The 12,968-nt window shown below is 61.4% G+C and carries 21 protein-coding genes; 1 reads left to right on the forward strand and 20 read right to left on the reverse strand.

Annotated features, from left to right (window positions below):
• Positions 1 to 21 precede the first annotated feature (21 nt).
• From CNQ84_RS00560 to CNQ84_RS00625, 15 genes are all read right to left on the reverse strand, one after another.
• A complete protein-coding gene (locus CNQ84_RS00560; RefSeq protein WP_096002982.1) occupies positions 22 to 426 on the reverse strand; it encodes a hypothetical protein in 405 nt (134 codons plus the stop codon).
• A gap of 93 nt (positions 427 to 519) precedes the next feature.
• Positions 520 to 1,017 carry a hypothetical protein gene (locus CNQ84_RS20360; RefSeq protein ID WP_133065854.1) on the reverse strand — a complete coding sequence of 166 codons (498 nt, stop codon included), beginning with the start codon at positions 1,015 to 1,017 and terminating at the stop codon, positions 520 to 522.
• 54 nt (positions 1,018 to 1,071) lie between these two features.
• On the reverse strand, positions 1,072 to 1,857 hold the full coding sequence (locus CNQ84_RS00565; RefSeq protein WP_096002983.1) for a phage tail tube protein: 786 nt from the start codon (positions 1,855 to 1,857) through the stop codon (positions 1,072 to 1,074).
• A 3-nt stretch (positions 1,858 to 1,860) separates the two neighbouring features.
• Entirely contained in the window at positions 1,861 to 2,049 is a 189-nt protein-coding gene (locus CNQ84_RS00570; RefSeq protein WP_096002984.1) for a DUF7210 family protein, read from the reverse strand.
• A gap of 10 nt (positions 2,050 to 2,059) precedes the next feature.
• On the reverse strand, positions 2,060 to 2,527 hold the full coding sequence (locus CNQ84_RS00575; protein ID WP_096002985.1) for a hypothetical protein: 468 nt from the start codon (positions 2,525 to 2,527) through the stop codon (positions 2,060 to 2,062).
• Positions 2,528 to 2,530: 3 nt separating this feature from the next.
• Positions 2,531 to 2,848, reverse strand: a complete 318-nt coding sequence (locus tag CNQ84_RS00580) for a hypothetical protein (RefSeq protein WP_096002986.1) — start codon at positions 2,846 to 2,848, stop codon at positions 2,531 to 2,533.
• Positions 2,849 to 2,850: 2 nt separating this feature from the next.
• A complete protein-coding gene (locus CNQ84_RS00585) occupies positions 2,851 to 3,165 on the reverse strand; it encodes a capsid cement protein (RefSeq protein ID WP_096002987.1) in 315 nt (104 codons plus the stop codon).
• A gap of 75 nt (positions 3,166 to 3,240) precedes the next feature.
• Positions 3,241 to 5,382, reverse strand: coding sequence for a ClpP-like prohead protease/major capsid protein fusion protein (locus CNQ84_RS00590; RefSeq protein ID WP_096002988.1), 2,142 nt, complete (start codon positions 5,380 to 5,382; stop codon positions 3,241 to 3,243).
• Positions 5,357 to 6,880, reverse strand: a complete 1,524-nt coding sequence (locus CNQ84_RS00595; protein WP_096002989.1) for a phage portal protein — start codon at positions 6,878 to 6,880, stop codon at positions 5,357 to 5,359. The genes CNQ84_RS00590 and CNQ84_RS00595 overlap by 26 nt, the downstream gene beginning before the upstream one ends.
• Positions 6,880 to 7,101 carry a primosomal replication protein PriB/PriC domain protein gene (locus CNQ84_RS00600; protein ID WP_096002990.1) on the reverse strand — a complete coding sequence of 74 codons (222 nt, stop codon included), beginning with the start codon at positions 7,099 to 7,101 and terminating at the stop codon, positions 6,880 to 6,882. Before CNQ84_RS00600 ends, CNQ84_RS00595 begins: the two co-directional genes overlap by 1 nt.
• The gene (locus CNQ84_RS00605; RefSeq protein WP_096002991.1) at positions 7,092 to 9,074 is read right to left on the reverse strand and encodes a phage terminase large subunit family protein; all 1,983 of its coding nucleotides are present in this window, start codon (positions 9,072 to 9,074) and stop codon (positions 7,092 to 7,094) included. The genes CNQ84_RS00600 and CNQ84_RS00605 overlap by 10 nt, the downstream gene beginning before the upstream one ends.
• Positions 9,046 to 9,591, reverse strand: a complete 546-nt coding sequence (locus tag CNQ84_RS00610) for a terminase small subunit (protein ID WP_096003333.1) — start codon at positions 9,589 to 9,591, stop codon at positions 9,046 to 9,048. Before CNQ84_RS00610 ends, CNQ84_RS00605 begins: the two co-directional genes overlap by 29 nt.
• A 115-nt stretch (positions 9,592 to 9,706) precedes the next feature.
• Positions 9,707 to 10,507, reverse strand: coding sequence for a hypothetical protein (locus CNQ84_RS00615; protein WP_096002992.1), 801 nt, complete (start codon positions 10,505 to 10,507; stop codon positions 9,707 to 9,709).
• A gap of 4 nt (positions 10,508 to 10,511) precedes the next feature.
• Positions 10,512 to 10,805, reverse strand: coding sequence for a phage holin family protein (locus tag CNQ84_RS00620; protein WP_342745736.1), 294 nt, complete (start codon positions 10,803 to 10,805; stop codon positions 10,512 to 10,514).
• Entirely contained in the window at positions 10,802 to 11,164 is a 363-nt protein-coding gene (locus CNQ84_RS00625) for a putative holin (protein WP_096002993.1), read from the reverse strand. The genes CNQ84_RS00620 and CNQ84_RS00625 overlap by 4 nt, the downstream gene beginning before the upstream one ends.
• Positions 11,165 to 11,358: 194 nt before the next feature.
• On the opposite strand from CNQ84_RS00625, the gene CNQ84_RS00630 reads away from it, so the two are divergent.
• Positions 11,359 to 11,556 (forward strand): hypothetical protein, encoded by a 198-nt coding sequence (locus tag CNQ84_RS00630; protein ID WP_096002994.1) that lies wholly within the window; start codon positions 11,359 to 11,361, stop codon positions 11,554 to 11,556.
• Positions 11,557 to 11,560: 4 nt separating this feature from the next.
• On the opposite strand, the gene CNQ84_RS00635 is transcribed toward CNQ84_RS00630, so the two are convergent.
• The 5 genes from CNQ84_RS00635 to CNQ84_RS00650 are packed head-to-tail and all read right to left on the reverse strand — an operon-like array spanning position 11,561 to position 12,965.
• Complete coding sequence (locus CNQ84_RS00635) at positions 11,561 to 11,920, reverse strand: antiterminator Q family protein (RefSeq protein WP_096002995.1); 360 nt, start codon at positions 11,918 to 11,920, stop codon at positions 11,561 to 11,563.
• Positions 11,921 to 11,922: 2 nt separating this feature from the next.
• Entirely contained in the window at positions 11,923 to 12,207 is a 285-nt protein-coding gene (locus CNQ84_RS00640; protein WP_096002996.1) for a hypothetical protein, read from the reverse strand.
• Positions 12,204 to 12,407, reverse strand: a complete 204-nt coding sequence (locus CNQ84_RS20365; protein WP_133065855.1) for a hypothetical protein — start codon at positions 12,405 to 12,407, stop codon at positions 12,204 to 12,206. The genes CNQ84_RS00640 and CNQ84_RS20365 overlap by 4 nt, the downstream gene beginning before the upstream one ends.
• Positions 12,404 to 12,769: an endodeoxyribonuclease RusA gene (locus CNQ84_RS00645; RefSeq protein ID WP_096002997.1), complete on the reverse strand. Its 366-nt coding sequence runs from the start codon at positions 12,767 to 12,769 to the stop codon at positions 12,404 to 12,406. Before CNQ84_RS00645 ends, CNQ84_RS20365 begins: the two co-directional genes overlap by 4 nt.
• Positions 12,756 to 12,965, reverse strand: a complete 210-nt coding sequence (locus CNQ84_RS00650; protein ID WP_096002998.1) for a hypothetical protein — start codon at positions 12,963 to 12,965, stop codon at positions 12,756 to 12,758. Before CNQ84_RS00650 ends, CNQ84_RS00645 begins: the two co-directional genes overlap by 14 nt.
• Positions 12,966 to 12,968: the final 3 nt, after the last annotated feature.

The following is a 12,968-nucleotide window of genomic DNA, read 5'->3' on the forward strand; positions in this document are numbered from 1 at the left end:
GGGTTTGTGGAATCAGTACCTTTATCGCAGGATCATCCCAATCACCGAGACGATTGAGGCGAAGCCGTATACAAGCAGCGTCACGATGATCGCCGCAGGGATCGTCGCGAAGACGAACTTCACCAAGAAGCGCACCAAGTCCCAAAATGGCACGTCAAAATTAACAACCGAGACATGCGTTGGCTTGGAGCGTGAGTCAGCAAGCTCCCTCTCTTGCTCTGCCCGCTTTGCGCGCGCCTGCCTCATGCCGGCCTTGGCGCCTGCCAAGCCTCCAGTGCGACCGCTTTCACTCAGAGCAGCCTCTTTGAGTGCCGCCTGTTTGGCCAGGAACTTCTCAAAGTAAATGCCGCACTTGGGGCAGCTGTCCGGATTGTCGACCTGCTCTTGCATGGTCAGTTCGTAACTGCACGACGGGCATTGCTGCATAACCATTCCTCCCTGATAGACATTGGGGAATGTAACAACCGCTGTCGAAATGTCCAGCCGTCACGCGAATGCCTTGGCAGGCTATACGCCGATTCAGCCATTAAACCCACCCTGAACCGTTCTGACGCAGCCGTTTTCGGTGTAGAAGTAAGACGACCCGCCGCGAGCCCAGTGATAAGCATGCTGAGATCCGTTGACGCGTGTTGGCGCGCCCCAAGCTCTCAAAGCATCAGCTTTCTCCATGCCAACAACCACCTGATGCTTTATGACCAGGCGTCGGAGCTGAGTACTCGAAAAAGTTCGGCACGGTGCTTGGTTTATGGCTTCTCTGGCGTTGCGGTACTGCTGCTGAATTTGCCGGCGATCACGCTCAGCGTCTCTCTGCCGCTGCAGCTGTCGGTATTCATCTGACGGTGCAAGGCTTCCGCCAATGCTTTGCGCTTCAACGTTCAGCTGCTGGCTTTGACCCGAGCTGCATTCTCGATCTGAGAATGCAACACTGCCGTCCGGCATGTCGCACCTGAAAACTGTTGCCGCGCCGAGCTGCATTGAAGCAGCGGCAAGCACAGCGAAGAAAAATGTTCTCAGCACAATGATCCTCCCTGATTCGCACAGGGAGGATCATAGACCAGTCAAGTCAGAGGGTCACGGCGCAGCCGGCACGTTCTTCTGCTTGTTGATCTTCATGTAGGCGCTGCGGCCAGCGCCGCGGCCAGTGTCTGCCAGCACTTCAGCAGTCACCGTTTGCCCCATGAAGTCATCAACGCTGATGAAGTCCATGCTCTCGGCCAGACCGAAACGCACGCGCCAGTAGTGGGCGTTGATCTTGCCCTTCTGGCCAACGGCGTTGGCGCCCTCGAACATCAGCTCCCACTCTTCGCCAGAGTTGGTGATGGCTTCGATCTCGTCGTAGTCGGCGCTGGTGTAGCTCACGTCGACGCTGAACGGGGTTTCACCGGCACCAGCGATGGCAGTGGCCAGGGCGCCACCCTCCAGCACTTCGAAACCGGCGCCAGTCAGCTGGTAATCCACGTCTTCAACGTAGGTGATGGCACCCGTGTCGGTGTCGACAATCTCGTCGATGGAGAGCGGCATCTTGGCCAGCATGCAGGTACCGCCAACCTGTACCACGTGAGACTCTTCGGTGACCGTAGTGCTGGGCACGTCGTAGACGGTGCCATACAACTGGATGCCAAGGTTACGCGCGAAGATCTCGCGCATGTTCAGCTGGATACCCATGCGGGTGATTTTTTCCAGCTTGTCGTAGGTGCCGCCCAAGGGGTTGGTGGCATCGTTCAGCGTGAGGTCGTTGGTTTCGTGGGTCTGTTGCACGGTAGAGCACAGGCCAACGGGGGTGAACGGCAGGCCGGAGCCAACCTTGCGCATTTTGACGAGGCCGCCAATGACGGCTGTTTCTTTCTTCCAGGCCATGGTTTAACCCTCCGGCTGTGCCGGGGCGTTGCCCTCGGCCTTGGTGGTGCCTGCCAGCTTGTCCTTGATGAACTCGGCTTGGCTGGCGGTGAGTTCCACCTCGGCACCCGGCTGCAGGTCTTCGCCGCGGTGGGTGTGAGGCTTGGCGAGCGTGTACTTCTTGCGCTCAACCTTCTTCGCTTCTTTGCTCATGCTGGTGTCCTCAGTCGCGGTGCGACTCGATGAATTGGTGCAGGTAGATCGGGATGACGATGGTGGCGGCTTTTAGCCCGTCGCCGGGCGGCACCGGCTCGCTGATGCCGAGGGTTACGTGGGGGATGCCTTCCGGCGTCCATTCACATGGCACGCCCTCGATAGGCATCAGGCACTGGAGCAGGTCCAGTTCAAGGTCATCGAGTGCGTCCTCGTAGTCATCAAGACCAGCCTCGACGCCAGCAACCACGGCGTAGCCATGCAGCTTGCGCATGCCGTGGCCGGCAAACCTCGGCGCCTGATCCTTGGCGCGCTGAACAACGACCATCGGGAATGACGCATCGGCAGCCGCCACCCGTTCGCTGAACCAGCCAGATCTGACGTTGTTACCAGCGTCAGTCCGATAGCCGTTTGCTTGGGTGATGGTTTCGAGCCGTGCGATCAGAGCCTTGCGCCCCAGCGTGATGAGGTTCGACACGGGCTATTCCTCCATGCACGCGGCGGTGACAAAACCGCCGTCATCGGAGAGCTTGCGCTCAACTGTGAGCCTCAGCCCCCCGATGACGAACACGCCACCGCGCTCGACCGAGGTCAGCGCTTCCTTGCGCCAGGTAACAAACCGGACGCCGGCGCCAAAGGCTTCGGCAGCGCCAACATCGCCCCACTCCCGGTCGACCTGCAAAGACAGGCCGGTGGCGAGCACCAAGCTGTCTTGCTCGTAACAGCCGATGGAGTCGGACAGGCGCGCCTCAGCCACGCGGTCTACGCGCGCCTGCAGCCTGCCGAACCGATCCGTCACGGTCAGTTACTGATGCGGCAGGGAGCTACGCCGTCCGCTTCAGCAGCGGTCAGCTTGCCGAAAGGCACGGAGCTCGCGGTGCCATCGGCAACCAGCTCGCCATCCAGGAGGCTGACAGCAGCGCCCTCGGTCAGGCCAGAGGCGCACGGCAGGTTGAAGACGCCAGTCGCCTTGGCGGTGAAGGGCTCGCCCGCTGCGGCGGTTACCAGGGCGACGCACGCAATGGCGCCGATGGTGTAAGGGTTGCCAGACACAACACCGCCGGCTGGCGCGGTCAAGGTGAGGGCGTCGCCGTCCTGAACATAGTTTTTAGCCATGGTGATTCTCCTGTGGCTTTGAAAGTCAGAAACAATCAGCCCCGCTCAAGGGGGGGCTGATTGATGTGGTGGCGATTACGCGCCGTTGGCTTTTTGCAGGCCGCGGAAGTCGAGCGGCGCCACACCTGCGTCAATACGGACCTTGGTAGCCACGCCGTCCACGGTGAAGCCTTGCTGCTGCTCCATGTAGGGGGTGTCTACGCCGTTGAGGTAGGCAACCTCGATGGTGTCGCTGCCCTGAGCGGCCGCCAGATACCAGGCAGTGGCCGATGCATCGTCGAGACGCGGCTCGGCAATGACCTTGGCCATACCCTGAATCGGGTTGGCAACGCCCTGGTTTACCTGGGCAGTGGGCACGGAGGTGGAGTTGATCAGCTGCAGCGCTTTGGACTCCAGCGCAACCGGGGTCAGCACGTAGGCCGGGCGGATGTTCAGAGGGCGTTCCTTGCCGGAGTCTGCACTGGTTTTCTGGGTGCGCATCTTAGTGCGAGAGGCATCCAGCGCCTCAACGCTCAGCGCGGAACCGGCCCCAGTGGACAGGTTTTTGTGGGTGTTGTGGAACAGCGCCACGCCGTCCGACAGGTTCGGGTTCCCGGTCAGGATGCCGTAGACCAGATCACCGATGGTGCCCTTGGCTGCCATGCCCATCTTGCGGGGAATGTCGGTCAGCATGTTCATGTCGTCGTTGATGATGCACTGACGAGTGATGCTGAAGATTTCGCCGTAGGTGGCCAGAGCAATCTGCTGGCTGTTCTCACCGATGGTGATGTACTTGTACTCGGCACCCTCACGCACCTGGCGCAGCGACGGGAACTCACCCAGACCAACGCGGTGAGAGACCTTGAAGTCGCTCAGCTGGCCTTTCTTGGTCCACAGCTGGAAGGTTTCCTCGGCCAGCTCCCAGCCTGCCAGCATGGACTTGTTAGCAACATCCATGAGGATGACGCCAAAGTCGCTGGTGGTGTGGGTGAAGGCCATACCCACCATCTGCATGGGGTTGAGCGCGGAAACTCCAATGCCGCGATCCGCCAGGGAGGCGCGGGCCAGCTCGCGCAGGCTCATGAAGTTGTAGCGGTTGTCCGCCTGGACTTCACCATGACCGGCGCGGGCCATGATCGAGGCGCGCACAGAGTCGCCCACCAGATTGCCGTTGCCCGCGTAAACGTGGGCATTGGCACCAGCATTGGCGCCGGGGCCGGCGCTGGGCTCGGTACCGGACGCCAGCGCGGCCAGCAGCTTGGCTTGCGCCTGCTCAACGGTCACCGTGCTATCCAGCAGCACCTCGTTGAGCATTTCGCCGTGGCTGGACGCGAACGGCTGGAACACGGCGCGGATGCCGGTGCGACGGGTGTTCTCTGCAGCCTGTGCGCGAGCGAGTACCGCAGCTTCGTCGGCGGCAGGTGCAGCAGGCGCGGCGGCAACCGGCGCGGCCGGTGCGGGTTCTTGGGTGGCAGCCGGTGCAGCTGGCTGGGCGGTGGCTGCGGCCTGCGGGCTGGTAGACGCGCGGGGCTGCAGCAGGGTTTTCAGTGCTTCAGGCATGCTGGCAAACTCCTTCATGCGGTTCGACGAGAGTTGAGCTGCTGCAGCGAGCGGCTCAGTGAGTTGGTCGGCAAAGCCGGCCTCGACGGCCTCACGGCCAGTCATCCAGGTCTCTTCTTTGAGAAGGGACTTAATTTCGGTTTCGGACTTCCCGGTCTTGCTGGCGTAAGCCATGACCATGGTGTCCTCGATCTTGTCCAGCAGCTCGACGTAGCGGCGCATGTCGTCCGCGTCGCCGCCGGTAATGCCCCACGGTTTGTGCACCATCATCAGCCCGTTCTCGGGGATGTGGACCACGTCGCAAGCCATGAGAATGACCGTCGCCATGGACGCGGCCAGACCATCGACGTAGCCCTCTACTCTGGCCGGGTGATGCTTGAGCAGGTTGTAAATGGCGGTGCCTTCGAACACGTCGCCGCCCGGTGAGTGGACCCGGAGGTCAATGCGCTGCAGGTCGCCAAGCGCTTTGAGGTCGCGGGCAAACTGCTGTGCAGTGATGCCCCAGGCGCCAATCTCGTCGTAAAGCAGCACCTCAGCAGTGCCACGGCTTAGCGCCTTGATGCTGTACCAAGAGCCTTTCGGCTTGTTCTCTTCGCTCAGCACCGGCTCAGCACCTGCAAGCGCGGCGGCCATCGCCACCGGCAGCAGCACGCTACTCAGTTTCTTCTGGCTGCCCATTGGCGCCTCCTTGTTGGTTGGTTGCTTCTGGTTTGTTTGCAGCAGGTACGCTGTGAGCAGCGTCTGAGCTGAAGATCAGGCCAAGCTCGCGGTTCAGCGCGATCTCAGCAGCGCGTGACTTCTTCAGCTCCTGCGGGTTGCGCCCGCGCGCGCGGGCCACTTCGGCTTCATCCGCAAAGCCGCCTTTAACCAGCGACTCCCACGCATTGGCCTCATGAACCGGGTTGATCCACGGCATCACAGGGCCTTGGTAGACCGCCGACATCAAGCTGCGCGGGTCGACCGTGGCAGGCACCTGAATAACGCCGGAGGCGATGGCCATGGTCAGCCAGGCGCGATACACCGGGCGGCACCAGTAGTCGATGAACTCATGCTGCAGCAGGTCGTAGCCCTCTTGAGCCTCGACCAACTCCTGGCGCTGAGCGGAGTAGGTGCCGTCGTATGATCGCGCGACGGTTGAATAAGCACTGCGGCCAGCGGCTGCGACAGCCCGCAACATGCCGTTGCGGTAGCCCTCCAGCATGGGGTTGGGGCGGTTGCTCTCAAACATGCCCATGTCTTCACCCGGCTGCAGGCCATCGAAGATCATGCCGGGTGCAATGGGGAAGGTTGAGCGGCCACCCTCTGGTTCGTTCTTCGGGTCGTACTCCTGCGGCTCGCCCTTCTTGATGTAGAAGGCCATGGCGGCGGAGATACGCGCGGCGATGCGCTCGCTCTCTTCGTAGTCCTTCAGGTCTGCCAGGCGAATCAGCGCGGCATGCAGCAGCGGCACGCCGCGGTTCTGGCCAATCCGCTTGCGGTTGGCAACATGGATAACCCGATCTGCCTCTACCCGCTTGGTTTGCTGGAAGATGCCGTGACCCAGGTCGCCCGGGTGAGCCTTGAGCAGGTGGTATGCCCGCACCCTGCGCCATGCATCGCGCTCGATGCCCTGCAGAATGCCTTTGGCAAGGTCGCTGTAGTCGAACGGCAGGTAATCCGGCTCCAGCAGCTCCAGCGCAAAGGGTACGGCGGTCAGGTGCTTGTAGTTCGGCACCGTGCCCATGACCTTCTGGGCAAGAGCCTCACCGTCGCGCAGCCAGGTGCGAGCGACCAGTCTTTCCATCTGCGGGCGTGATAGCTCGCCGGCTGTTTCTGGCCGCAGGGACCATTCAGCCCAAGCATTTTTGATGGTGGCGCAGAAGTCGGTATCTACCGTGCCGTCCAAACCCAGCACCAGCGGCTCAACGCCGATACCCGCACCGCCAACCACGCGCTCTTCAAGCCGATCAAACAGGCCGGTGACGATATCGTGGTTTTCATCCAGCCAGCGGCACTGCTCGCGCAGAGAGCGGCCGGCAACCTGAATGGCGGCGTTCGCTGATAGCGGCTCACCTCTTGCCTTGTGGGTGCGCGTGGGGCGCGCGGCCTCATAGGCCATGATCATGTGCTGGTTGCGCAAACGCTTGGCAACCACGCCCGGTGCGATTGGTGCGAGCAGTCGATCAATCAGGTTCATCAGTCAAAGCTCGCCAGTTTGTATGGGCGCCCGCCGCTGGCGGCGCGCTTCAGGGACGCGATCTTGCGCTCCCACTCTTTGCGGCCAGCGCGGATCTCGGACAGGTCGACCATGGTCAGCGTGCGCCCCCCGAAGGAGACAGTGCGACCTTCCAGCACTTCCTGCTCAGCCGTGATGTAGCGCTCCAGAATCTGCTGGGCCTGGTTGATCGTTACAGCCATGGGCTATCACCTGTTGTGCTCAGAAAGTCATTGGTTACTTGCTGGGCCGGTTTTTGGGGTGCCTCGCGCTGGAGCACTTCGGCTTCTACCTCTTTGGCCGCTGCCACTCGCGCCTCTTCCAGCGCGTCCAGGTCAAAGCCAAAGCGGGTCTGGCTGATCCGCAGCGCTGCCAGGGCATACACAAAGCAGTCCAGGGCCTCGTTGCGTCGCCCGCCTGCGTCCCAGCGCATTTCGCGCTTACCCTTCACCATCACGGGCTTCTTGCGCTCGGCGGTGATCTGCTTGAGCTCGTCTTCGTCGCACCAGTCCGCCAGCGGGAAGTGCACAGCACCCGGGGTTGGCTGCCATGGCTGCGTAACGCCTGCCTTCATGCGGGCGTAGATCAGCTCCTTGGCGTTGTCTGTGCCAACCTCGGTCTTGTAAATCTTGTTCTTGCGGCGCCGCGGGAAGTTGGCGATCGGCTTGCCGTAGGTGCTTGCCCCAAAGATCGGGACAACCCAGCGCACGCCGTGCTTGATACTTTCCTCGGCCACCTCGTCGGCGTAGTGGCCGCCTGCGTCCCAGCAGATGCGCTCAATACGCATGGGCGTGCCGTCCGGCCGCTTGAACTCCCGCTTGATTTCGAGCGATACCTTGCGGCGCAGCTCTACGCTGGCAGGGTCACCAGTCAGGATGAACCGCCGGACCAGCCAGGCCTCTTCACCAGAGCCGAACGCCCAAACCCTGCCCTCGTAACGGTCGTCCTGCGTATCAATACCGCAGAACAAGCCAAGGGCCTGCTCTGGTACGCAGTCAGTGCACGGGAACACTTCGCGGCGGCCGTACAGTGTCTCCCACTCCAGCCGCTCACCTTGGTCCTCCTCCCAGACCTCGCCGCGAGTGGTGTTGATGAAGGTGATCAGCTTCTCGCGGTCGCCCTTCACCTTCAGCCAGGTGTCGACCAGCGACAACCACGTAGCCCAGGTGCTGTAAATGGCCCAGCAGTAGAACGACACAGAGCGCGGCGTGGTGATGGGCTCGCCATCAGCGTCAAACCAGTCGTAGGCGTCGCGAGTCCATATCCCGGTTACTTCGCAGACCCAGCGGCCTTGCTCGGATGCGGCAACCATGTCCTGGTGAAAGAAAATCGAGCTGCAGTGCTCGCAGCAGTACCAGGCCTTTATCGCCTCGCCGAGTTCGTTCTTCTCCCACTTGAGGCCGTATGCGCAGTCCTTGCCGCCGAACTTCAGCACCTGCTCTTGATGGCAATGCGGACACGCGACCTGAAAGCGCAGCCGGTATGGCGACTCGGATGCGGCCTTGGTGATCTGGCACTGGCCTTCACGGCCCGGTGTTGAGCCCCTGATTGACTTGGGGTAGACCGCGCCATCCAGGCGCTTATCGCCGAGCGTTACCGGGTCACCCTCGCCCTCTACGTCCGCGTCGAACTTCGAGAGTTCGTCGTAGATGACCTCGTCTGCCGACTTCTCGCGGTAGTTGCGAGCCGCCTTGCCACCCCTGATCCAGAGGTTGCGACGGTTAGCAAAAACCTTGTTGTCCAGCGTGTTGTCGCTGTGCTTGCGACCAAACCACGGAGCCAGCGCAAGCAGCACCGGCACGTCACGAATCAGGCCGTTGACGTGGCTCTTGCTGATATCCTCGGCGTCAGGGTCGGTCGGCGACCACATCATCACGTTGCGGCGCTTGTGCTGCACCTTGTAGCCGATGTTTGCCATTAGCAGCTTGGTGTAGCCAATCCGCGCCGACTTAACGAAGTTCACGACCCTGATCAGGTCGTTGCCCATCGCATTCAGGATCGCCACCTGAAACGGCGCTGTCTTCCAACTGCCCTCGTTGTATGAGGACTCGGCCGACATGTAGAAATGCTTGTCCGCCCACTCTACCGCCGTCATCGGCGGCTCTTTGTACAGCCCCTGCAACCCTAGCCTGACCGCAACTCCAAGATCACGTGTCCAGGGTTGAGAGGTAGTCATCGAGGATTTCCGGTATCTGATCGCCAAAGTCCGTCGCGGTGTTTCGGGCCAGCGCGATCTCGCGCTCGAAGGACTCAAGCACCCGGGCATCAACCTCTGGATGACGGCGGCTTACTGTCTTGCACACCGTCTCCAGCCTAGAGCCGATCTTTGCGGAGATCTGGGCCAGCGCGAACGTGGCAAACGCGACCGGTACCAGCTGCTTGTCGGCGATCTGGTTCTTCTTCTCCTGGGCGTCAGCCTGGGCCTTGGTCAGCCTCAAACGCTCTTGCGTCAGCTTGGCTTCAGCCAGCGGATCAACGCCGTCAATGTCGGAGTAGTCAGGTTGGTGTTTCTTCAGCGTGTTATCGATGCGGTTCTGCACCACATCCTGCACCCTGAAAAATGACTCTCGCCCGATCTTGGCAATGGGCTCAACGCCCCATTTATCAAAGGCTTGCGAAGAAATGCCGAGGCTCTTCGCCATGTCTGATTTGTTTAACCAGCCCGGCTGCTTGGTTGTTTCGTTTTTGGCCATGACTAAACAACAACCAACCTCCGAAAAAAGCTCATACATAGTTTGAGCGCGGGGCCCGAATTACCCTCCATGCCACCCCCTCCCGGGAGGACCCGAAACGCACCATCGTGGTGCATCACCTCCGCCGGGTGGCGATGGCCTGGGCCAGCGCTTTCTCGAACTCGATTGGTAGCGCGTCGTTGGCCACGCTGTTGGCAACCTCGAAGAAGTCGAGGCGCTTGGTGTACTGAGGCGAGCGGCCAAAGACCAGCACCATCTGGACAGCATTGCGACTGCCCTGCCCGTAGCGCTTGCGCTCGGCCACGCCGATAGCCTCGCGGCCTCGACGCATAACGAAGTAGCGCTCGCCACGCTTGGCCCGACTGCGCTTGCTGTCTGTTCGGTTGGCCGTGAAGCCCTCTTCTCCCCAGAGCTTTGCCCCCGAGAGAATCCTGGTCAGTTGCCCTCGCTTGATGTTGCCGTACTGATCCAGCGGCGCACCCTCGCCAGGCATCACGAACTGGCCCGGACCAATGACGCCACGACGCTGCAGCACACGCTCAATGCCCTTGTGGTTACGGCCGCCACCGTAGATCTGCGGCTCAAGCCAGCGAATAGCTGCTCGCCCTTCGCCCCACTTGCTTACCACCCCACCCGTCAGACGTGCCTGCTGTTGGCGGTACTCGCTGACGCGACCGTCATTGATCCAGACCTTCGCCGTCAGCTTGTCCTTGGTGGCTGGCTCAATGAATGGGCTGTTAAGCGAGGCACGCGTTGGCCTGTCGAATGACACTGCGATCTCATCGCGCAGCGCGCCGGCTACTGCCTGCGCTGTGCGGGTTAGTGCCAGAGCTGCAGCAAATGGCAGCTGCTCGCGCTCCAACCGGTCAAGCGTCATCAGCCTGTCGCGCAGGCCGGTGAACTCAACCTTGATCACGACCTCAGCCCTCTGCCTTCCTCAGCACGGCGGCCACGTTACCCCGAGCCCGCCAGACCATGACCGCCAAGATCACGAACACGATCAGAAGGAAAGGACTTACCGGTGCCACTTGACCACCAGTCAGCGTGGCGAGGGCAACAGTCAGCGAGTAACCACCTGTGCCGACAGCTAACAGGTAGGCGCACAGGCTCATGCCAAGCCGGTAGCGCGCGCCCTTGCGACGAAAAGTAGCCACGCGCCAACAGATAGCACCACAGAGCATTGAAGCGATCAGGGTCGACAGGTCGATCATCATTTCTTACCGAAGCCGGGGATAATGGATAACCAGGCCGGCGCCTTCCCTGTCTGTACAAACTCCAAAATGCTGACGCACACGGCCACGATGAACAGCCCGCCAAGCATGGCAGGCAGCGCCGAAGTGGTGGACCACTCTCGGGCCACGGACTCAGCGGCAAAGAAGTAGCCGCCAACCCATGACAGCAGGAAGTTGCCGGCGCGCGCCCTCCAGCTCAGGTCCTTCGACATCACCATGAAGAACAGCGCCCCGGCGAAAGCACCGATCAGTGCCTCCAGATCGATGCCAGGGACAAGGCTTGCGGCTGACACTCCGACGAGTCCGGCCGCCGCGATGCTGCCGCTGCTGATGTCGGTCATACTGGGTCTCCATGAGGCGAGGCCACACGCATGAGGCCAAAACGAAAAAGCCCGCTCAGTGGCGGGCTGGAAATTCAGGCACAAAAAAACCCGGCGCGTGGCCGGGCTTCTGTGTTTGGAGCGATAAAACCGCAATATGGGCATAATGTAGTGAGTCTGTGTTAACACGTCAACAACATATAGGGAGATAAATCATGGCGAACCGCTACATAGTCGAAGAACACATACTGCCCGGCGTTGGTAGCTACAACGGAGACACGCACTACGTACCAGTCAACGAGAAGTGCTGGCGCGTCGTGGACGCTCGCACCGGCGACCGCCTTGACGGCATCCACGAAACGCAAAAGGAAGCAGACGATCGAGCAGCAGAGTTAAACGATCGCTTGGGATGAAACCTCAGGCCGCACGCTGGAGGTCTAAGCAGGCCTCCACGTATGCCCGCCCCGCAATCAACAGCTCCCGTACCTTGAGGCGAGACAACTTCAGCACCACGCCAACCCCGTGCATCGTCCTTCCCGTGCAATAGTAAATCCGCAGGCAATCCGCCATCTGCTCATCCCGGCGCCACATGCGAGCGATTATAGAGTCGATCAACATCGCCTCGTCATCGGTGATCACAGGGGCAGGGACTGAATCCTGCGCAACGTTATCCCGCATTAAAGCGAGCATCGGGCTGGTGTAGCGCGGCACACCAGCTTGGTGCCATACCCAGCGGCCCCAGTTGGTCAGCAGCTCTTCCGCGTCACGCTTCTGCATGATCAATCCCCCGTGTAGTGGCCGCGCACGCCATCGCGCCGGCTGTCTTGATAATCACGCTCTGCACCCTGCCCACTTGCCGCGGCAGCCCTCAGCACGTTTGCTGTCGCAATCTGTCGGGTCAGGTAGCGCCCGAGCTGCTGGGTCAGGTCCTGCCCTGCCATCGGCAGCCAGCCCACGCCATCACACGGCACGCAGTCCAGCTCATGAAACACGCCAAGCGTCGTACCCTTGCCGTTGCACGCCTTGCACACTTCCGGCTCTACGTTGTCACGCCGCCCTGTCACGCTTGCTCCTTACGGTGTATTTCCACGCACCGGTCCAACTGATCAGGGTCTGGGCTGGTGAACAGCAGCGCACCGCCTGGCCCACTGACCACAAACACCCGCTCGCCTCGCATTACCTCAACCGTGCGACGGTATCCGTCGCAGGTCTCCCATAGATCAAGCCCTGGCTCGACCCGCTCCCACTCGACGCGATCACTCAAGCCGTAACCTCCCCGCCAATCCACACCAACACCGCGCCACCCGGGCGTGGCTCGCCCATCCGGATGGTGGTCTCAAACCGGCTGTCATCAATACCAAGCGCATCCGCGATGCCGTCCCGGCCGCTCTTCATGCTTGCGAGGCAGTTGTCATCGTCTCGGCGGCGGCGATCTGGCGGGCAGAACGTCAGCACCAGTTGCACCTTGCCCTCCGGGGCAACAATGCGGGCCTGTTTGGTCATGATGTGGCAGGTGGTGCGATACGACTTGGCGGCCTTGGCCTTCTTGCGCCAGTGCGCCCTGGTGTTAGGGCTCAGGTCCTTTGGCGGCCACGGCAGCGTCAGCAGGTGTTCAGCGAATTGCATTGGCACCCACCTCCTTAAATCCGATTGCCGATGCAAGCGCGGTCAGGCGTGGCTTGGCGATATGGCAGCTCGCTTCGCCGCAGCGATTGAGGCTCCCCAGCAGGTCGATCCTGCCCACCAGACCGACCGCTACGAACGCAAAGCCCTCATCCATGACGAAGAGCTGGATGGGGCCCTGGAACACCCGTTTTTGCATATC

The organism is Pseudomonas abyssi, assembly GCF_002307495.1.
Taxonomy (GTDB): Bacteria; Pseudomonadota; Gammaproteobacteria; order Pseudomonadales; family Pseudomonadaceae; genus Halopseudomonas; species Halopseudomonas abyssi.